The 20835-nt window shown below is 71.2% G+C and carries 6 protein-coding genes and 1 rRNA gene; 1 reads left to right on the top strand and 6 read right to left on the bottom strand.

Annotated features, from left to right (window positions below; all coding sequences use genetic code 11):
• Positions 1-90: 90 nt before the first annotated feature.
• Both HUT12_RS31055 and HUT12_RS31060 read right to left on the bottom strand, forming a co-directional pair.
• Positions 91-1606: ribosomal RNA gene (locus HUT12_RS31055) — 16S ribosomal RNA — on the bottom strand.
• A 733-nt stretch (positions 1607-2339) separates the two neighbouring features.
• On the bottom strand, positions 2340-2591 hold the full coding sequence (locus HUT12_RS31060) for an SCO4848 family membrane protein (protein ID WP_176095502.1): 252 nt from the start codon (positions 2589-2591) through the stop codon (positions 2340-2342).
• Positions 2592-2657: 66 nt separating this feature from the next.
• Between HUT12_RS31060 and HUT12_RS31065 the strand changes: the two genes are divergently transcribed.
• Entirely contained in the window at positions 2658-3197 is a 540-nt protein-coding gene (locus tag HUT12_RS31065) for a hypothetical protein (RefSeq protein WP_176095503.1), read from the top strand.
• Between the two features lie 25 nt (positions 3198-3222).
• Here the strand turns inward: HUT12_RS31065 and HUT12_RS31070 are convergent, their stop codons facing one another.
• Genes HUT12_RS31070 through HUT12_RS31080 form a run of 4 tightly spaced genes read right to left on the bottom strand, consistent with a single transcriptional unit; the run spans position 3223 to position 20817 of the window.
• Positions 3223-3852: a hypothetical protein gene (locus HUT12_RS31070; RefSeq protein ID WP_131054391.1), complete on the bottom strand. Its 630-nt coding sequence runs from the start codon at positions 3850-3852 to the stop codon at positions 3223-3225.
• A 20-nt stretch (positions 3853-3872) separates the two neighbouring features.
• The gene (locus tag HUT12_RS33050; RefSeq protein WP_254877005.1) at positions 3873-4508 is read right to left on the bottom strand and encodes a hypothetical protein; all 636 of its coding nucleotides are present in this window, start codon (positions 4506-4508) and stop codon (positions 3873-3875) included.
• Positions 4505-5347: a DUF6406 domain-containing protein gene (locus HUT12_RS33055; protein WP_254877006.1), complete on the bottom strand. Its 843-nt coding sequence runs from the start codon at positions 5345-5347 to the stop codon at positions 4505-4507. The genes HUT12_RS33050 and HUT12_RS33055 overlap by 4 nt, the downstream gene beginning before the upstream one ends.
• A gap of 32 nt (positions 5348-5379) precedes the next feature.
• Positions 5380-20817, bottom strand: a complete 15438-nt coding sequence (locus HUT12_RS31080; protein WP_176095504.1) for a toxin glutamine deamidase domain-containing protein — start codon at positions 20815-20817, stop codon at positions 5380-5382.
• Between the last annotated feature and the right edge of the window lie 18 nt (positions 20818-20835).

Below are 20835 nucleotides of genomic sequence, written 5' to 3' on the forward strand. Positions count from 1 at the left end.
CTCGCCAGTGTCTCCGCCAATTGAGCACCCCGACCCGACATTCGCAGGTCGCGGGCTCCATACCAGCTTTCGCCGGATGGTGCTCCTTAGAAAGGAGGTGATCCAGCCGCACCTTCCGGTACGGCTACCTTGTTACGACTTCGTCCCAATCGCCAGCCCCACCTTCGACGGCTCCCTCCACAAGGGTTGGGCCACCGGCTTCGGGTGTTGCCGACTTTCGTGACGTGACGGGCGGTGTGTACAAGGCCCGGGAACGTATTCACCGCAGCGTTGCTGATCTGCGATTACTAGCGACTCCGACTTCACGGGGTCGAGTTGCAGACCCCGATCCGAACTGAGACCGGCTTTTTGGGATTCGCTCCACCTCACGGTATCGCAGCCCATTGTACCGGCCATTGTAGCATGCGTGAAGCCCTGGACATAAGGGGCATGATGACTTGACGTCATCCCCACCTTCCTCCGAGTTGACCCCGGCAGTCTTCGATGAGTCCCCGCCATAACGCGCTGGCAACATCGAACGAGGGTTGCGCTCGTTGCGGGACTTAACCCAACATCTCACGACACGAGCTGACGACAGCCATGCACCACCTGTCACCGGCCCCGAAGGACCCCACATCTCTGCAGGATTTCCGGCGATGTCAAACCCAGGTAAGGTTCTTCGCGTTGCATCGAATTAATCCGCATGCTCCGCCGCTTGTGCGGGCCCCCGTCAATTCCTTTGAGTTTTAGCCTTGCGGCCGTACTCCCCAGGCGGGGCGCTTAATGCGTTAGCTGCGGCACAGAGAACCGGAGAGGCCCCCCACACCTAGCGCCCAACGTTTACAGCGTGGACTACCAGGGTATCTAATCCTGTTCGCTCCCCACGCTTTCGCTCCTCAGCGTCAGTATCGGCCCAGAGACCCGCCTTCGCCACCGGTGTTCCTCCTGATATCTGCGCATTTCACCGCTACACCAGGAATTCCAGTCTCCCCTACCGAACTCTAGCCTGCCCGTATCGACTGCAGGCCCGCAGTTGAGCCACGGGTTTTCACAGTCGACGCGACAAGCCGCCTACGAGCTCTTTACGCCCAATAAATCCGGACAACGCTCGCGCCCTACGTCTTACCGCGGCTGCTGGCACGTAGTTGGCCGGCGCTTCTTCTGCAGGTACCGTCACTTGCGCTTCGTCCCTGCTGAAAGAGGTTTACAACCCGAAGGCCGTCATCCCTCACGCGGCGTCGCTGCATCAGGCTTCCGCCCATTGTGCAATATTCCCCACTGCTGCCTCCCGTAGGAGTCTGGGCCGTGTCTCAGTCCCAGTGTGGCCGGTCGCCCTCTCAGGCCGGCTACCCGTCGTCGCCTTGGTAGGCCATTACCCCACCAACAAGCTGATAGGCCGCGAGCCCATCCCAAGCCGAAAAACTTTCCACCCACAAACATGCGCCCATGAGTGAATATTCGGTATTAGCCCCCGTTTCCGAGGGTTATCCCAAAGCCTAGGGCAGGTTGCTCACGTGTTACTCACCCGTTCGCCGCTCGAGTACCCCGAAGGGCCTTTCCGCTCGACTTGCATGTGTTAAGCACGCCGCCAGCGTTCGTCCTGAGCCAGGATCAAACTCTCCAACAAAAACCTATTGGAAAAGCAAACCCCAGCAACAAAATGTTGTTGCCAAAGGAATCCCCACCAACCCGAAAGTTGGCACGGGGCATCATAAAACAATTTGGCACTGGCTTATCAAGCACCCTGTTGAGTTCTCAAAGAACAACCACACACCATCAGAACACCCACACCAGCAGGCACCCCTCCGGGGCATCACCCGCACCCACCTCGCGGCGGGCACTTTTACTACGTTACCTTACCGTCTGGCCCGTGTCAACCGGTGTGTCCCGGTACGTCACGCTTCTGGCGGTTCGGCATCCGTGATCAGGCGCAGCGGTGACCGCTTCGCTCGATCGTCGGATTTGGCAGGCCGGCCGCTTGCGGTTTCCCGCTAGCTCGCCCGGTTCCCTGCCGGTCGTGAACATTACCCGGTCGTTTCCGCTCCGCCAAATCCGCCCCTCGGCGTCTTCGTCGGGCCCCGCCCGGACCGCGTCCACTGAGGATCACTCCGCACTGAACTCGGTACCGCCTGGTCCGGACCTCGTGGCTTTCGCCCCGTTTGCCCGTTCCGCAGCGGCAGAGAGAAAGTTACGCGTCCGCAGGTTTGATCGTCAAATCCGGGGGAAGCGGTCCCCGTCACACTTCGGTGCCCGTGAACGCTTCGCCGGTCCGAAGTGGCCTGTTCCAACAGGTCAACACGCAGCGACGCCTGGGGAACCGGACCGCAGCACGACCCCCGTAATTCACCCGGGTGCCCAGCTCAGCGGGTACCCCGGCGGGACATCCGCCAGGCGCGTACGCCGAGCAGTCCCACTGTCGTGCCGATCGCCAGCGACGCACCGATCAGCAGCGCGTGCACCCAGAGGAAGCCGGTCGCCGGCCAGTCACCGACCGTGCCGCTGGACCAGGACCGCTCGTCGTTCCAGATCGCCACCGCGAACCTCGGCCAGATCACCCAGGTCCAGACGCCCACACCGGCGAGGAACACGGCCCAGCCACGCGACACCACCATGGTCGGCGAGTATGCCAGCGGGCGGCGGGGACGGTGCCCGGACAGCTCGATCGGTACGGTAGGCCGATGACCCCGCCGCTGAGCCGCACCAATGCGGAGGCGCACCTCTACATGGACCTGCGTCCCTGCTCGTGCGGGGACGTCGGCTTCCCTCGGCAGAGCGCGGTCGTCGCGATGGCCGACGGCGAGCTGGCGAGTCGGTACACCGGCGCCTGCGCCGGCTGCGGGCGGGAGAGGGAGTTCGTCTTCCGGCTGCCCCCGGGTCTCGGCGCGGCAGGCACCGGGTTCCGCTACGGCGGCGACGAGCCGTCGGAGCTGCTCGACCCGGGCGAATGGCTGCTCGTCGCCGACGCGTACGCCGGACAGGTGTCGGTGAACGCGGACGGCGACTCCCGGCAGCGGGCCCGGGCAGCGTTGACCCGGGCCGTCGCCGCGCTCGACGAGGTCGGCAAGTTCATCCCGGCCGACGGCGACGCGGTCCCCCCGGAGACCTTCGCCAGCGACCGGGGGCGTCACCTGCACCAGCGCGAGCCCGGTCGGTTCCGGCGGGAGCGGCTGCGGGCGGTGCGCGACACGTACGCCGGGATGCTGGCGCAGCTCGACTGAGTCGGACCCGCCGGCGGCGACGCGGTCAGAGGCCGCGGGCCTCGTCCAGGCAGGCGGCGTTGGTGGCCAGCAGCATGGGCAGCGCCGCGAGGAACTCACGCAACACGTGGCGGGGATCGTGCTCCCGCTCGTCGACGAAGTCGACCCGGGCGCCGGCCTCGGCGAACACCTCGCAGACCTCCCACAGGCTGTCGCCGACGCTGCTCCACTGCCAGACGTCGTGCACGAGGGTGGGCACCCGGACCACCGGCTCCATGCCGAACAGGCCGATGCCGTAGTTCAACGGGTCGTCCGGGCTGTTGCCGAGCGACACCATCAGCGGCAACACCCGGTGCGCGCGGGCGAACCCCTCCAGGTCGGGATCGTCGGGACTCACCTCGACCAGCAGCCCGTCCTCCAGGAACCCGTCGACGATCCGCTCCGGGTCGGTGACCCCGACGGCGGTGGCGGACTCCTCCAGGGCGCTCCTGGTCCACGGCCGGGTCGGCGCGTCGGTCGGGGGATGCGCGGCAGCCCAGACGGCGAACGCCTGCGGATCCTCCATCGTCACCACGAGGCGACCGATGCCCAACGAGTAGTAGGCGACCGGCGCGCCCGCCTCGGGATGGAACTCGCCGGTGTATCGGCCGACCGGCAGGATCAACGGCTGGGTCATCGGCGGTGTCCTCGTCTCGGTCACGGCTGCGGCTCCAGATAGACCACGCTGGCTAGCAAGAGCGGGTGCAGGGCCCGGAGGAGCGCGGTGAGCAGCAACTCCGGCTCGGTCAGCTCCGTGTCGGTGCCTCCGCTGTCGCGCTCGTCGGCGGCCAGCGACTCGCAGACGTCCCAGAGGCTCTCGCCGGAGCGCCCGCTCTCCCAGAGGTTGTAGATCGTACGGGTGACCTTCACGATCGGCCGTTCGAAGAAGCCGATCGACCACAGCCAGGGCTCGTCGGCGCTGTTGCCCAGCCCCACCATCCGCGAGCCGAGCCGGTGGCGCTGGGCGAAGTCGACCGCCGCCGGGTCGTCGGGCGTCACCTCGACGAGCAGGCCCTCGGTGAGCAGGCCGTCGAGCAGCGGTTCGACGTCCACACCGGGAAGGTGTACGCCCGCCGCCCGCCGCACCGAGGTGAGCGACCAGAGTTGTTCCTCCTCGCGGTCAGCCGTGCTGTGCGCGAGCGCCCACAACGCGAAACGCGGGTCGTCCAGGTCCCACACGTCCGGGCCGAGCCGGACCCGCTGGTAGCGCTCCGAGGCGCCGACCTTGGGGTGGAAGGTGCCGAAGTACTGCCCAAGTGGCAGCAGCAGGGCCTCTGGGGTCGGCGTACTCATGGCTGCCCGTCCTGGTGGTCGCGGGGATCGGTGAAGGTGCTGGGCGGCACCATCTGCACCGGCGGAAGATGGTCGACCTCCACGGGAGTGAGCCGGCCGAGGAGATAGCCCATGGACCTGGCCACTCCGCGTAGCTTCCTCTCCCGGGCGACGGAAGCAGGTGGACCGGGCGGGCCGACCAGGTCCGTTTCGTGAACGAAGTACACGATCGAGTCGCCCGACTGCGTCGAGACGACCAGCAGGCCGCCGGAGGGGTTCGCGATCACCAGCCAGGCCGGCGACAGCCACGGGTCGCGGTGTCGGCGCTGGGCCTGCACCAGATCGAAGAGCGGATAGTCGGGGTGCACACCGAACAGCGGGCGTTCCGGCGTCAGGGCGAACGGCACTCCGGGTACGTGGTGTGGCACCTCGGGCTGCGCGCCGTTGTTGCGGCGCAACCAATCGCGGTAATCCGCGGGCAGGCGGAGCCCTAGTGCGGACTCGACCGATTGGAGCTGTGCCTCGTCGACCTGGCCGTAGGGTCGCAGCCGAGAGGGTTTCCACAGGCGCCCGGTGGGTGGATCCATCACCTCGTTCGCGTCCACCCGGCGAACCGTGACCTCCCACTGGTCCTCGCTGGCCATGTCCAGGTCGGCGAACCGCCAGGTCTCGTCACCCACCGGGAACGTCTCGCCCAGCCGCACCTCGTGATGCGTGGACTCCTCGGCCCAGTGCGGCATGACCACCACCTCGGCGCGCACCGGCGGCCCCACGTCGACCCATCGCACCGCTAGTCGGGCGTGCCCGATGTCGACTGGGACGTTGTTCGGTATGGAGGTGATCTCCGTGAAGGAGCGCAACGGCCGTTCTCCCTGTCCTGTCGTCGGCATCGTCAGCCGTTCACCATGTCGTCCAGCACGGACTCCTCAGGGAGCCTGAACCCGAGCACGTCCTGCGCGATCTGTTCGGCCGCCTCCCGACTGACGGGCATCGATCCTCCGACGCCTGGTTGCCCACCGTCGGCGCTCCAGTGGGCCGTGCGCTGCCCATGCTCGGCGGAGACGACCACGAGCAGACCATTCACCGTACCGTCGGCACCGAGCAGGGCGAAGTAGCCGACCGTCGTCAGGTGCTCGTCGAGGAACGTGCGACCGAGCGAATGACGGTGCGAGCGTTCCGGCTCGCTCTGAGCGGGCACCTTCGGTGCCGGACTCGGCGTATCCAGCCGCGCCGCGGCGGCATCGGTCTCGAGCGGGCCGGGCGCTGTTGCGGCGGCCCTGGGCGCGACTGCGGGCGCGACGTCCAAGTGGGCATAGGACGTGCTCATCAGGTGCAGGAAGTCCAGGATCGGCATCTCCGCCGGATGATCGAAGTTCCACGGGTTTCGCAACGACACGCGGCCATCAGCGACCGCGACCACTTCGTACGCGTGGCCGGGCACCAAGCCGAACGGGAGTTGATGACGAATCTCCGCCGGGTAGTCCCGTTTCGGCAGCGTGCCGGTGATGATCGGACTGCCGGCGGCCAACAGCTCGCCGAGTCGCGCCGCGACCGCAGCCTCCTGTCCCGGCCGGGCGTCGAACGTCGATGCGCGACTGGGAGCACCCGTGAGCTGGGTCAAAAGTTGCGCCTGCATGTCGGGGGTGCTGCCGATGTTCAGCCGCGCGTAGCCCGTCGGCGCCGCCTGGTGCGGATCGTCCGGGCTGTGCCAGGCCAGCCAACTCGACTGCCACTGTTGGCGCTGCTCCACACTCCAGGTCCGGTCGACTGCCGCCAGGGCCTTCTCAAGCAGGGAGGCCCAGGCTGCGCCGTTGACCGACTGGTCGGCGTAGGCCGCCGATCCGGCTGCCACGGATCGCAGAGGTACGTCGGGGGTCACCGTGATGCGCAGTCGACGACCCGTGGGCGCCATCGTCTCACCGAGCAGGGTGCTCTCGTACAGCAGCACATCGACGGTGCCGTCCGCATTCGTCTGGAAGAGCTGCGCCAGCACGTCTGGTCGGTGACCGGCGACCGCAGCGATGGTGGCCAGTACTCCGCAGTCACCGAGCATGCCCTGTCGTACCTGGTCACGGCGGGGTGGACCGTCGAAGACCGGTGCCGGTCGCCCGGTCCGGGTATCCATCGGGCGCCCGTACTCGACGACGCGTCGGGGAACAGGGTCGGGCAGGGTGACTCGGTCGGCGGTCGCGGTGACCTCGCCGGTGGTCACCGTCGGAGTGGATTCGACCTCGACCTCGGTCTCGGGCGGCATCATCGACCGCAGCGCCTCGGTCAACGCGTTCGGCACCAGCGCCATCCGCCGCGCGTCGGTCTGGTAGTGGAACGCGTGGGTGGTGAGTACGGCCATCGCGGCGCGATTCGTGCCGTAGGCGGCCCGGAAGGCGGCGTCGATGCGGATCCGGTCCTCGGCGAGCAGGGCCTGGCGACCGGCCGGGGTGTTCAGGTCGTACGCGGGCGCCGACGCGGTGAGGGTGAACTCCGGTGCGCCGTCGAGGGTGTACGGGCGCAGGTCGAAGCGGCCGGTCAGGTCGACGTAGACGCCTTCGGCGGCCACCCGGTCGGCCAACCGTGGATCGACCTGACGGATCTGGTCCAACAGGTTCGGCGGCAGGCCGATGAGCTGCCCGGCCAGGGCGGGCATTCGGGGCATCGAGGACTGGCGCTGCTCCCCGTGCACGGCCAACTCGCGCAGCTTCGCGGTCAGCTCGGCAGCCTCCGGCGGCGGTCGGAAGTCCGGGGCCAGATGGTCCCGGTAGTCGATCGCGCGGTACCGCTCGACGAGCGTCGGGTCGGGTCGGTACGCCAGGACGTCGTTCACCGTCTCCGGTGTCATCGTCGGCAGGCTGAGCGTCATCACGTGGTACCAGACGTCACCGGGCACGACCGCCATGCGGTCCTGCGCGTCCGGCGTACCCCAGCGCAGGCCCAGGTGGTCGACCAGCGTGTCGATCTCGGCGCGCAGGGCCAGCCGGGCGGTCGGGTCGGCCTGCGCGTACCAGGTGGCCATCAGACGCAGCTCGGCCAGCCGTCCCCGGTCGGCGACGGTGAGGCCGGCCGGGTCGATCGGTCCGTCGACGGTGTCCTGGTCGAAGAGGCCGACCTTAGCCACGCCGGTCTCGTGCCGGGCCAGCAGTTCGGCGGTCTCGTGTGCCAGCGCGCGGTCGACCGCGCTGTCGGCGGCCCGGTCGGAGACGGCGAGGGTGAAGGTGCCGTCCAGGTTGCGGGTCGTCTGCGCCACCGTGCCGGTGGGCAGCGCGTCGGCGACGACCCGGACGCGCAACGGGTCCAGGCCGTCGGCCCGCACCTCGAAGACGTCCGGGCCGACGGCAACGACCTCGGTCGCGCCGATCGATTCGGCGAGGGTGGGCAGCACCAGCCGGGCCCGGTCCCGCACCGCCGTGGAATCGGCGGTCGGTCGGCCGTGACCGTGGAACTGCGAGTCCGGCAGCGCGGCGACCGTGCTGCGGGCCAGTTCGACGTGCGCGTACGTGGGCCTCATCAGGTCGAGGAAATCGCGGATCGGCATCGGCGCGGGGTGGCTGTCGTTCCACGGGTTGCGCAGCCGCACCTCGCCGTCGGTCACCGACACGACCTCGTACGCGTGCCCGGCGTAGAGCCCATGAGGCGGCTTGCCGTGCTCGTACGACTCGTAGCGCGCGGCGGGGTGCGTACCGGTGATCACCGGGCTGCCGGCGTCGAGCAGGGCCGCCAGTCGGGCCTCGGCGTCGGCCTCCCGTCCGGGTGTCGGGTCGAGCTGGTCGACCCTGGTCGGTAGGCCGGTGATCTGGCTGAGCAGTTCCGCCTGCACATAGCGGCTGCTGCCGCTGCCCAGCCGGGCGTAGCCGAGCGGGGCGGCCTGGGCGGCGTCGACGTCGGGTCGGGCGCTCCACTGCCGCTGCCACTGGTCGTGGCGTTGCGGGGTCCAGGTGCGGTCGACCGCCGCGATCGCCTTCTCCAGCAGTGACGCCCAGGACGTACCGACCATCGACTGGTCGGCGTAGGCGCTGCGGCCCTTCGAGGCCGCGTGCACGGGCACATCCGGGAACACGGTGACCCGGAGCAGGCGTCCGGTGGGGGTGACCGCGCTGCCCGGCCCGTCGGTCTCGTGCAGTAGCACGTCCACCGAGCCGTCCGGGTTGGTGTGGAACATCCGGGCGACGGTGTCCGGCAGGTGACCGGCGACCGAGCCGATCACGGCGATCATGCCGCAGTCACCGAGCGCGCCCTGCTGCACGTCCGTCCGCTTCGGCGGGCCGTCGAACAGCGGTGCCGGCTGGCCGGTCCGGGCGTCGAACGCCACCCCGTAGACCGGTCCGCTGCCGGCCGCCTTCTCCGCCGGCAGCGTCACCCGGTCGGCGGTCACCTCGATCTCGCCGGCCGGTCCCTCGGTCGGGGCGGTCTCCGCAGCGGCGGCGGTGTCCGGCGGCGTGGGGGTGATGCCGCGCAGCGTCTCGGTCAGGACGTCGGGCACCAACCCCATCCAGCGGGCCGTGCCCTGGTAGTGGAACTCGTGGTCGGCGAGGAGGGTGGCGGCCTGATCGCCGCGCAGCCCCCGCAGGGCGGCGTGAGCGCGTTGCCGGTCCTCGTGCAGTTGGGCCCGTCGACCGGATTCGGTGGTCAGGTCGAAGACCGGTCGGGCGGCGCCGAGATCGATCGCCGGAACCCCGTCCACCATGTACGGGCGCAGGTCGTATCGGCCGGTCACGTCGACGTAGATGCCGTCACGGCCGAGTCGGTCGGCAAGGTCGGGGGCGACGGCCCGGATCCGGTCGAGCTGTGCCGGGGGCAGGCCGACGATACTTCCCGCGAAGGACGGCATCCGGGGAATCCCGGTCTGCGCCTGCTCGGCCTCGATGGCCAGTTCCCGCAGCCGGTTGGCCAGATCGGCCTGTTGCGGCACCTGGAAGTCCGGCGCCAGCCGGGCCCGGTAGTCGATCAGCCGCACCCGTTCGACCTCGCTGGGGTCCGGTGTGCCCGCCAGTACCTCCGACACTGCGGCCGGAGTGAGGGCGGGCACGCTGAGCTGCACCAGGTGGGCCATCACGTCACCAGGGAGCAGCGCCCACCTGCCCCGGACCTCCGGGTCGCCCACCCGCAGGCCGAGGTGGTCGGCGAGGGCGTCGATCTCGGTACGCAGCGCGAGCCGACCGGCCGGGTCGGCGTCGGCGTACGCGGCGGCGAGCAGGCGGATCTCCGCCATCCGGCCCCGGTCGTGGGCGGTGAGCCCGGCCGGGTCGATCCGGCCGTCCACGTTGCCCGGGTCCAGCGGCCCGACGAGTGCCTGCCCCGACTCGTGCAGGGCCGACAACTCGGCCACCTCGTGCGCGAGCGCCCGCGCCACGACCTGGTCGACGGCCCGGTCGGAGACGGTGACGGTGAACGTCCCGTCGGGGTCGCGGGTCGACTGGGCCACCACGCCGTCGGTCAACGGGCCGGTGGTGAGGCGCACCGTCAGCGGGTACTGCCCGGCCACACGGATCTCGAACAGGTCCGGACCGACCTGCACCACGGCGTCCACCTGGGCGTACGGCGCGATCTGCGGCAGGGCGGCCCGTGCCAGGTCGAGTACGGCCGCCGGGTCGGCGGCCGGACGGCCCAGGCCGTGGAACCCGGAGTCCGGCACGGCAGCCGCGGTGATCCGCCCCGAGTCCGGGTCGGTCCCTCCGTCCGGCCGACCGGCGGCCAGGTCCGGCGCGGCGGGGTCGCCAGCGGCCGGGTCCGACGAGGTCGGGTCGACGGCGGTCGGGTCCGCGGAGCGCGGGAAGGCGCCGAAGAGACGCCCGAGTACGCCGTTGCGCTGCTGTGCCCCGGCCAGGCGCTCGGTGAGCCGATCGGCCGCCGACTCGGCCGCGTCGAGCCGGGCCTCCAGGTCGGCCGTCGCCTGTCCGAGCTCCCGGACCGGCTCCTGCAACCGGTCGACGACCTGGTCCACCTTGTCGGCTGCCGCCCGGGCGTCGCTACGGGCGTCGAACCGGGTCCGTACGTCGTCGGCCGCCAGGCTGGCCCGTTTCGCGTACCACTTCGCGGCGCCGATCACCGGGACGGCGGCGAGCGCGGCGACCGGGATGATCGGGGCGAGCGGACTCGACAGGGCGAGCGCGATCGCGGTGCCCCCCGCGCCGGCCAGGCCGGTCGTGGCGAAGCTGGCGCGCAGGTACGTCCGCAGGCTGGGCACGCCCGGCGGACGGCCGACGTCGATGTACCTCTGTCTTCCGCGCAGCGTCCGGAGCCGGACCGACCGACTGGCCCGGTCGCCGCCGTAGTCGACGACCACCTGGCGTGCCTCGGGCGACAACTGGGCCACCCGGTCCACCCGGCCGAACATGCCCTCGCGCAGCCCGAGCCGGTCGATGACCGCGTACAGCTCGCGCAGGGCGGGCTTGAGGGACATCGGGTCGGCGGTGCGGACGTGGCTCTCGGCGACCTGCAGTTCCCACGAGTCGGCCCGGCGCAGGACGTCCGAACCCTCCGTCGTGGTGGTGTCGCCGTCGCGGGAGGTCGACGGGGTCGGTGCCGGCGGTCCGTTCTCCGCGCCACACCCCGCCAACCGGTCGACCGCCGAGGTGACCCGGCCGAGGTTCGCCACCGCCACCCGGAGCCTGCGGGCCGCGTCGGTCACGACGACCTCGGTGGGTACGGCGAGCCGGTCCACGCGTGCCGCCGAGTCCGCCGCCGGGTTCGGATGGTCCAGGTCCCACTTGCGGCGGGCGTCCTTGACGCTGGTCTCCATCCGTTTCAGCGCCAGGTCGCGTACCGAGCCGAGCACCCCGCCTGCCGCCATGTTCAGCGGCCCCGCCCCGGCGGCGACCTGGATCACGCCGGCCAGGCCGACGGTGGTGGCAGCCTGCACCAGCGGCCCGGGGGTCTGTTCCACCGCGTACACACCGGCGTTCGGCACGTTGCTCGGCCGCGCGTCACTGTCCGTGGCGTCGGCAGGCCGGCCGACGAAGATCCGCGCCATCCGGTCCGCCAGCAGCCGACGGCCGTGGCGCTCGGCGACCGGTCGCAGCTCGGCCGGCAGGTGCTCGCGCCGCTGTGCGGCCCCCGGGGTGCCGTCGCGCAGGCCGAGCTGGTTCAGCAACGCCCGCAGGTGACGGGCGTGCCGGATCCGGACCGGACCGCGCGCGGCGTCGTGCCGGGCCGCCAGGTCGGCGAGCTGCCTGAGCGCCGCCGCGTCCCCCGGGTCACGGGTGCCGGTGGACGGATCGGCGGTGGTCGTCCCACCACCCGTCGGGTCGCCGGGGCGGGTCGGGGACGTGGCGTCGGGGGCGGCGAGCCCCGCCCAGGCCGGGTCGCCGAAGAGCAGCCGCCGGAACGACCCGGCGGCGCTGTTACGGCGGTGCGACTCGGCCAGCCGCCGGTCCAGGTCGGCCACCCGCTGCTCCAGATCGGCGGTGCGCCGGACGACGTCGGCGACCCGGTCCGTCACCAGGTCCACCGGGCCGGTCACGGCCTCGGTGAGCTGGGTGAGCTGCGCGTCCGCCGGCATCGCCGGGTGGTCCGTGTCCCAGGTGTCGCGGGCGTCCTTGGCCGCCGCCTCACGACGGGCCATGATCGGGTCGACCACGGACCCACTGGCCATCGCGGTCAGACCGGCGGTGATCGCGAACCAGCCGAGTCGGAGCTGACCGACCAGGTCACCGACGACGGCGATGCTGCCGGCGGCGAGCACGCTGGGCGCGTTCTCCGCAGTGCCCATCCACCAGGGCGCCACCTTGCCGGGCCGGTCCCCTTCGGTCGGTCGCCCGTCGACGGCCGCCGCCAGGCGGTGCCGCACCATCGCCGTACGGGAACCGCCGAAGCGGTCCGCCATCGACCGGAGGTCCTCCGGCAACAGGTCCCGGCGCTGCTCGACACCGGGTGTGTTCTGTCGCAGACCGAGTGCGTCGAGCAGAGCCCGGATCTCGCGGGTCACCCGGGGACGGGCGAAGGTGGAGGCGGCGTCGCGTTGCGCCGCGAGAGCCCGCAACTCGGCCAGCCGCCCCTGCTCGTGCGGGGTGAGGCCGACCGGCTCGGTGGAAGTCGCCGTCGCGGACGGGTCGGACCGGTTGGTCGTCGGCGGGCCGCTCGCCGGCGGGCCGGGATCCGGCGGGGCGAAGCGTCGCGGCCGGCCGATCAGGCGACGACGTCGTTCCCCGGCGTCGAGCCGCTGTCCGAGCGCCTCGACCCGGCTCTCCAGTCGGCCCGTCGCCGAGTCCGCCTCCCGGGTCGGCGGCCCCACGTCGTCGGCCCGGGCGGCGACCTCGCGGCCCGTGGTGACATCGGAGTCGACGGCGGAGCGGGCCTCCTGACGTGCGTCGTGCCGGGCCCGACGGTCCTCGGCGGCCAGACCGGCCCGCTTCGCCAGCCACTTCGCCGGACCGGTGGCGACCGCGCCGATCACCCCACCGACGCCGAGCATCAACGCCAACTCGGGCCGACCGGCGTCCGCGGTCAGCTTCACCGCCAACGCGGTGAGCATCGAGTTGGTGGCGATGTGGGTGATCACATAGGTACGCAGCCGGGGCAGTCCGGTCGGACGCGGGTCGCTGGTCGGCGCGGCGGGCAGGCGGTCCAGCGCCCGGCCCCGGCGGTCGGTGTACCAGTCCGGGTACACCTCGGTCAGGGCGGTCCGCGTCGCGGCCGGTACCCCGCTCAGGCGCTGCTCCGCGCCGAGCATGCCGTCCCGCAGGCCCAGGCGGTCGACCACGGCGGCCAGTTCGCGGCGGGCGGCGCCCAGCGACCAGCGGTCGGCGACGGCGACCTGGTGCGCGGCGGTCCGCAGCTCGGCGAGGTCGGCGGGGGAGAGCGGGGCGACCGTGGGTCCTGCCGGATCCACCGGCCGCCCGAGCGCCGACAACTCGGCCACCTCGTGGGCCAGTCCCCGCTCGACCACCCGGTCGGCGGCTCGGTCGGAGAGCGTCACCACGGCGACGCCGTCGCTGCCGAACCGGCTGGTCGCCACCGCGCCGTCCGCGACCGGCCCGCTGGTCAGGCGGAGCGTGAACGTGCTGCCGTCGGCCCGGGTCACCTGGTAGGTGCCGTCCGGGCGGGCGAGCACCTCGGAGACCTCGGCGTGGGTGGCCACCTGCCCGGCCACCGCACGAGCCCGGTCCAGGACGGCGTCCGGGTCGGGTTCCGCCCGGCCCTGGCCGTGGAAGTCGGTGCCGGGCAGGGCACTCGCGGTGATCACCGTGCCGGCCCGGTCGCCGTTCGTCCGGGTATCGCCGACGTCGGTCCGGTCGGCCGGTCCGGTCAGGTTGTCGGTTCCGCCTCGGGCCACACCTGCCGGCCCCTGGTCCGCCCCTCGCGTCGCGCCTGGGCGTACTCCTGCATGACCCGCCGGGGCGGCAGGCTGGGGTGCACGGTGATCACTCCCGAGTGGTCGATGATGTAGCTCCCCTGGCCCACGTGCGTCCCCGAGGCCCGGTCCTGCTCCGAGAGCGTCTCCCGGGCCAGCCAGCCGTACTCGAACTCCCGGAGCACGATCGGATTCCGGGTCGCCAGCAAACTGCTGATCAGTGTCAGCGCCTCGTCCTCGGTCAACTCGCCCCTCTCCGTCAGGCATCATCATCGCCCAGAGGGCATGGGTTTCCCGGATGTCCGCAGCCGGCATGTCCGCCGACGTCGTCCCGCTCTGCGGATCCCACCACACCGGCGCGTCGGCATCGACCGGGAAGACGATCACGAACGCGTGGGCACCGTCGATCTCCGGTTGGCCGTGGGCGTCCAGGATCGGCTGCCCGGCCGCGTCGACGTACAGCCAGTCGGCCACCACCAGCGCCGACGCGCCGGGACCGGCCTCCGCCACCCGCCGGTAGAGGTCGGCGTACTGGTCGGCGACCGCGTCGGTGCGGGCCGACAGGTCGGTGGGCAGGTTGTCCGGCCCGCCGATCCACTCCCCGCCGATCCACGCCTCGGCGCGTTCCAGGCCGCCCCGCTCACCGGAGACCAGGTCGATCGCGCCGTCGTCGGTCCGGTCCGCCCACCGTGGCACCGACACCTGTGGGTCGCCGTGGAAACTGGCCAGGGCCGCCAGCGACGCGTCGAGGCAGTTGTTGGCCCGGCCCGGCTGGTCCGGCCCACCATCGTTGACCAACTGGCCGTACGGGTGGGTGGACGGGTCCGCGAAGACCGCGTACCCCTGCGGCGTGGCCAGACTCGCGGCCAGGTCGTCCTGGTACCGCGGATCCTCCAGGGGGGCCAGCTCACCTGGCCCGTACCGCCGGCTCTCCGGCAGCGACGGCGCGGGACCGACGTCGGTCAGGCCGTCGGGTCCTCCGTCGGCCAGACCTGGCGGCCGGTGATCCGGCCCTCCCGGCGGGCCTGGGTGTACTCCATGATCAACAGTGGCACCGGCAGACTCATCTGTGCCGTGACCACTCCCGTCCGGTCGACTATGTAGCTCCCGTGGCCCAGGTGCCGGCCCTGGGCCCGTTCCGGTGGCGACAGTTGCTCCTTCGCCAGCCACCCGAACTCGAACGGATGCATCTCGATCTCGTTCGGCGTGCCCAGCAGGCGTGTGATCAGTGCCCGCGCCTCGTCCTGTGTCACCCGGACCCCCTTCCACCGACGGCACCATCGACCACAGCGCGTACGTCTGTGCCATGTACGCCGCTGGGGGCTGCGGCCACGTCATCCCCCGTTGTGGATCCCACCAGACCGGTCCGTCGGCACCCTCCGGATGCACCACGACCAGGGAGTGCGAATCCCCGGCCTGCACGTGCCCGCCGTCGAGCACGATGTCCCCGGTGTTCGGATCCGTCCTGCGCCATTCGACCACGACCAGGGCCGCCGTGCCCGGACCCGCCGCCGCGACCCACTGATGCAGCCGCGCGTACTGCTCGGCGACCGCCGCCGCGTTCTCGGTCGGCGTGGTGGGCAGGTCCGCCGAACCGCCGGACCAGTCGACACCGAGCCACGCCTCGGCCCGGTCGAGACCGCTCGCCTCCCCGGCCAGCGTCTCGATCGACCCGTCCGGACGGACGTCGGGCCAGCGAGGGAGGGAGACCTGCGGGTCACCGTAGAAGCTGGACAGGGCAGCCAGCGACGAGTCGAGGCAGTTGTTGGCCCGGCCCGGCTGATCCGGCCCACCATCGTTGACCAACCTGCCGTAGGCATGTGTCGACGGGTCGGCGAAGAGCGCGTAGCCCTCGGGCGTCCGCAGGCTCTGCTCGACGTCCGACTGATAGCCGGGGTGTTCCAGCGGCGCCAACTCACCCGGGCCGATCCGCCGTGTCTCCGACAACCGGTGATCGGTGTCGGTCGGCGCAGAGTCGGTCTGGTCCGGCGTCGGTACGCCGGGGTCGCTCAGTCCGTCGGGTCCGGTGTCGGCCAGACCTGCCGGCCGGTGATCCGGCCCTCCCGGCGGGCCGTCGTGTACCGCTTCATGACCAACGGTGGAGGCAGGCTGGGATGCGCGGTCACCACTCCCGTCCGGTCGATGATGAAGACCCCCTGGCCCATCTGCCGGCCCTGTGCCCGCTGCTGCGGGGAGAGCGTCTCCTGGGCTGCCCAGCCGAACTCGAACGGGAAGACCGCCACCGGGTTGTCCGTCCCGAGCAGCCGGGTCATCAGCTGCTGGGCTTCCTCCCTGCTCATCGGCATAGCCGGGGTGTACCTCCATCGACCACAGGTTCTGCGTCAGTCCAACATAGTCCCCGGGGAGCGGGTCGGTGGTGGTGCTGGCGTACAGCGGGTCCCACCACACCGGCCCGTCCGCGCCCTCCGGATAGACCAGCAGGAACGCGTGCTGGGCGGCCGGCTGGGTGTGACCGTCGGCGTCGAGCAGCGGAGCGGCGTTCCCGTCGAACTGCACCCAGTCCACCACCACGACGGCGGCCGTGCCCGGCCCCCCGCCGAGGACACTCTGGTAGAGCTGCGCGTACCGGTCGGCCACGGCCTCGGCCCGTTCGACGGGCGTACCCGGCATCGCCTCGTTGGCACTGTCGCCGACCCAGTCGCCGCCGATCCAGTTCGCGATCCGGTCGACACCGGCCAACTCCCCCAACTCGGTCTCGATGGAGCCGTCGTCGAGCCGATCCGGCCAGCGCGGATGGGACACCTGCGGATCACCGTAGAAGCTGGCCAGCGCGGCCAGCGTGGAGTCGACGCAGTTGTTGCTGCGCCCCGGCTGGTCCGGCCCACCGTCGTTGATCAACCGCCCGTACGGGTGCGTGGACGGGTCGGCGAAGACCGCGTACCCCTCGGGGGTCCACAGGCTGTCCGCGACGTCGTCCTGGTAGCGCGGATCCTCCAACGGTGCCAACTGCTCCGGCCCGTACTGCCGGGTGTCCTGCATCGGCCAGCCCTGCATGTCGGGCCAGATCGCGGCGTTCGGATCGGTGAACCTCGGGTCGACGACCGACGACGGAGCGGTGTTCGGCTCGATCCTCGGCCCCACGTCGGACGCGGTCGAATCCGGCGGCAGGACCGGGTTCGTCGTGCCCTGTGTCTCCACCGGCCGAATCGGGTCACCTTCGGCGTCGAGAACGATGGCCCAGACGTCACCCACCCTGTCGGCATAGAGCGGCTCGCCGTCGGACAGGGTCGCGTGCTGGCCGTCGATCCAGATGATCGTGCCCTCGTGGTTGACGGCGTTCCAGGTGTGCGCCCGGCCGCTGTCACCCGGCCAACTGCCCACCACGAGTGCGGCGGCGCCGGGACCAGCGGCGCGGAGCGCCTCGGCGACCGCTTCCAGGGCGGGGGAGCCACTGCCCTGGTGGCCGAAGCTGGCCCGGAGAGCCTGTTCCTGCCGGGCCGTACTGCCCAGCTCCACCTGACCGGCAGCGACGGCCGCCACGTCGGGCCGGCCGTACCAGGTCGACAGGACGGAGAGGCCGACGTCAGCACAGTTGGTGTCGCGTCCCGGTGTGGTTGGTCCACCGTCGTTGACCAGCCCTGCCCATGAACCCTCGCGGGGGTCCGGATGGACCGTAGGGCGGCCGGTACCCGCATCCCGGGGAACCGCCGCATCGAGCGCTGCCTGGTCGGCCTGGTCCGGAGCCACCAGTCCTTCCGGCCGCCCGTACGGACGGTTGTCGCTGAGCGGTGGACCATTACCCACTACTCCGGGTACGGGCGGTTGGTACACGGAGACGTCACGATCCGGGTCGGTGATCGGATCGACGTTGAACTGTGGCAGGAAATGGGCACAGCTCCGGCACGGCGGGCGGTAGTGCCCGAGGTCATAGGTGACACCATCCGACCTTGCCGTGGCCACTTGATGCGTGACGATTTTGGCGTTCTCAAAGGCGTTCAGCGCGAAGGTCTCGAACCGGCCCGGCCGTCCCGCGTCACGCCACTGCTGTTCAAGCCGATAGAGCTGGTCCGAAACCAGTGCCACTTCGGCACACTTGCCGTGCCCGCCGCCGACCCCCCTGCCCAGCACCGCTGCCGTCCGGTCGAGAGCAGCCTGGGCCAACGGGTGGACGGCCGGCTGGGTAGGCGGTTTGGTGCTCTTGTCAGGGGTCATACTGGTGTGCGTCGTGATGTCACCGTTGGGCATCAGCAGGGCGCCAGCCATGCCGGGTTGCTTGGCTTTGGAGATCGTTCCGCCCTTGACCTCCAACCGCACCGCCTCGGCCAGCGTCCGCGACGCTTCAACCAGGGTTCGTTCCGCGTCCGGGCTGGTGGGGTCGCTGACCGACGTCGGCTCCAGATGCCAACCGTAGGTACCTCGACCGGTCGGTGACTCCGAGCGTCGGAGAGTCTCCGGATTGACCTGACCAGTGTCCCTCCCCGGCCCCACCGGCCCGACCGGCCCGTTGTGGACGGTGCTTCCCGTACTGCCCGGAACAGGAACGACGACCGGCCCTTCGGCCGGCGGTGAGACCTGATCTGTCCGCCCCGTCACGGGGTCGCCAGCAGTGTCGGGAACTGACGGCCCAGTGGTGTCGACGGTGGTGGCTGGCGGGTGGGTGCCGGCCGTCTGGGCCGGCACCGTGGGTGCGGTCGGCATACCCGGGTCCGGCCGGCCCGGAGCGGGTCGGTTGTCTGGGCGGCTCGTGGTGTCCTGCTGGGTAGGTACGCCCAAGGCCGGAGTGGCTTGCTGGTGGGGCGCACTCTGCTGGGAGCCGGTGCCGGGTTGGGTGGGATTGGTGGAGGTGGGACCGGTGGACGGGGACAGCGAGACCGATCCCGCCGAGTTCGCTGCCGCCGGATTGACGGTCGGCCCTGCCGGAGGCGTACGGTTCGGCGCCGGCTGCGCGGCGGGGTTGGTGGTGCTGGGCTGAGTGGTGGTGGCCGCATTGTTCGTGCCGGTCGTCGGCGGGCCGGCGGTCGTCGGCGGTGCGGTGTTGGGGCCCGCCACCACCTGAGGGCCGGTGGACACCGTGGATCCGGCCGGGGGAGACAAGTTCGCGGTGGGCGGGACCGTCGAAGCGATGTTGCCCGGGTTCTGACCGACCGACGGGGTGGTGACCGGGTTACCGGGAAGCACAGCTGGTGGCGTGTCCGCGAGGATGGGGTCGGCCCGAACATCGACAGACCCGGTGTCGGTGAAGCCGTCCGTAGGGGATGTCTCGATGACGCCGCGGGCGGGTCCGGCCGTGCTGTCGCCGGGTGTGGTGGTACCCACTTCCGGTCCCGGAGCCGTCACCGGTCCGCCGCCGGACTGCTCAGTGGAGCTGCTGCTTGACTGGTCGACACGGACCGAATCGGGGGTCGCGGCGACCTGCCCGTCCGGGACACTCTGCACGGTGGTGTCGCTGGTGGGTGGGCTCGCAGCGGCGGTGTCGCCGGCAGGCGCGGTGGCCGCGCCCTCGACGACGACACCGGCCGGAGTTGCTGTCGCGCTGTCCGTAGTGGTGGGGGCAGCCCTGTCGTCCGATTGCGCGGCCGAGGTGTCCACCGGGGAGGCGACCGCCGCGTCCGCGGTGGGTGGCGCGAGGCTTATCGAGCCCGAGCCGCTGTCCGGCACCGTGCCGGTGACGTCCTGGTCCACCGCAGCGGTGTCGATGTTCCCGTCGCCGGTGACGTTGAGCGCGCCGTCGGCACCGGTGTTGCCCGTCGTGCCGGACCCCGTACCGCTCGTGGTGTCGGTGCTCGTCGCGCCGGTGTTGCCTCCCGACGCCGCGTTGGTGGCGGCACCACCGTTGGCGCCACCCGTAGCGCCGCTACCCGTGGCACCGGCTCCGGCCGGGCCGCCGCCCGCACCACCGTTGACACCTCCGACGGTGCCGAGGCCGTCGGCGGTGCCGACGTTCAGAGCCGGGTCGATTCCGCCCGCCGGGAGACCGGCGCCGGGGTTGAAGTCGCCGGTCCTGCCGAGGCCCCAGTTGGTGACGTTCGCACCCACGTTGCCCATGCTGCTACCGATCATGGTCAACCCGGTGCGGCCGGCGCCGCTGGTGAATCCGCCGAGGAACGCGTCCGCGCCCGGCATCGCCCACTGTCCGTTGACCGTGCCGTTGGCGAGCACGCTGGCCGCAGGGGAGACGACGGCGTTCTGCATGCCGGAGGCGAGACTCGTGGTGCCCCAGCGGACCATTCCGCTGCCGGGGAAGGAGAGCTGCGAGGGGCGGAACGAGAAGGGCATGTGCGGTGCCACCCGCCGGCCGGCGAAATGCATGCCGGTGCCGAGCACGCCGCCGATCGCGCCGCCCACCCCGGCGGTCAGGGTCCGGTTACCGTCCCACTGCCGCCGCTCGCCGGTGTGCATCTGGTACGCCTGGGCACCCACGTCGATGATCAGCTCTTCGCCGATCTCCTCGACCAGTTCCAGGCCGAGCCGGGTCATCCCCTGGCGGAAGCCCTGGCTGCTGACGATCTGCCCGAGCCTGGTGCCGGCGGCGCGCAGGGCCGTCTGCATGCCGGCACGGGTGAGCAGTTGCCGGCCCATCTGGGCGATCAACCGGCGGAAGGCGACCGTCACGGCCTGCCGACCGGCCGCCAGGATGCCCGGGATCGCTCCGGCCGACACACCGCCCAGCCAGGCCATCAGCAGGGCGACGAAGACCGCGATGACGGTGATGAAGACCGCGATCAGCACGGTCAGCTTGGCGTACTCGATCTCCATAGCGGCCTGGTCGCAGCCGGCGGCGTACGCTGCGGCGACCTCCTGCATGAGCGGCAGGCCGGTGTTCGGGTCGACGGCGATCTGGTTCCAGAGCCCGCCGAACGCCTCGCCGGCACCGCCGCCCCATGCCTGCAGGATCTTCATGACCGCCGGGTCGGCCTCGCCCAACGCCTCGCTGATCGCGTCCGCCATCACCTGCCAGGCGTCGGCGAGCTCCCGCATCTTGTCTTCGTCGCCGCTGGGCCACGCCTCGCCCGCGCTCACCCAGCAGATGGCGTCCCAGACCCACGCGTACTCGCCCAGCGAGTTCCTGGGATTGGGTACCGCCACCCCGCGTGCCCTTCCGTC

The sequence above is a fragment of the Verrucosispora sp. NA02020 genome (assembly GCF_013364215.1).
In the GTDB taxonomy this organism is placed as follows: domain Bacteria; phylum Actinomycetota; class Actinomycetes; order Mycobacteriales; family Micromonosporaceae; genus Micromonospora.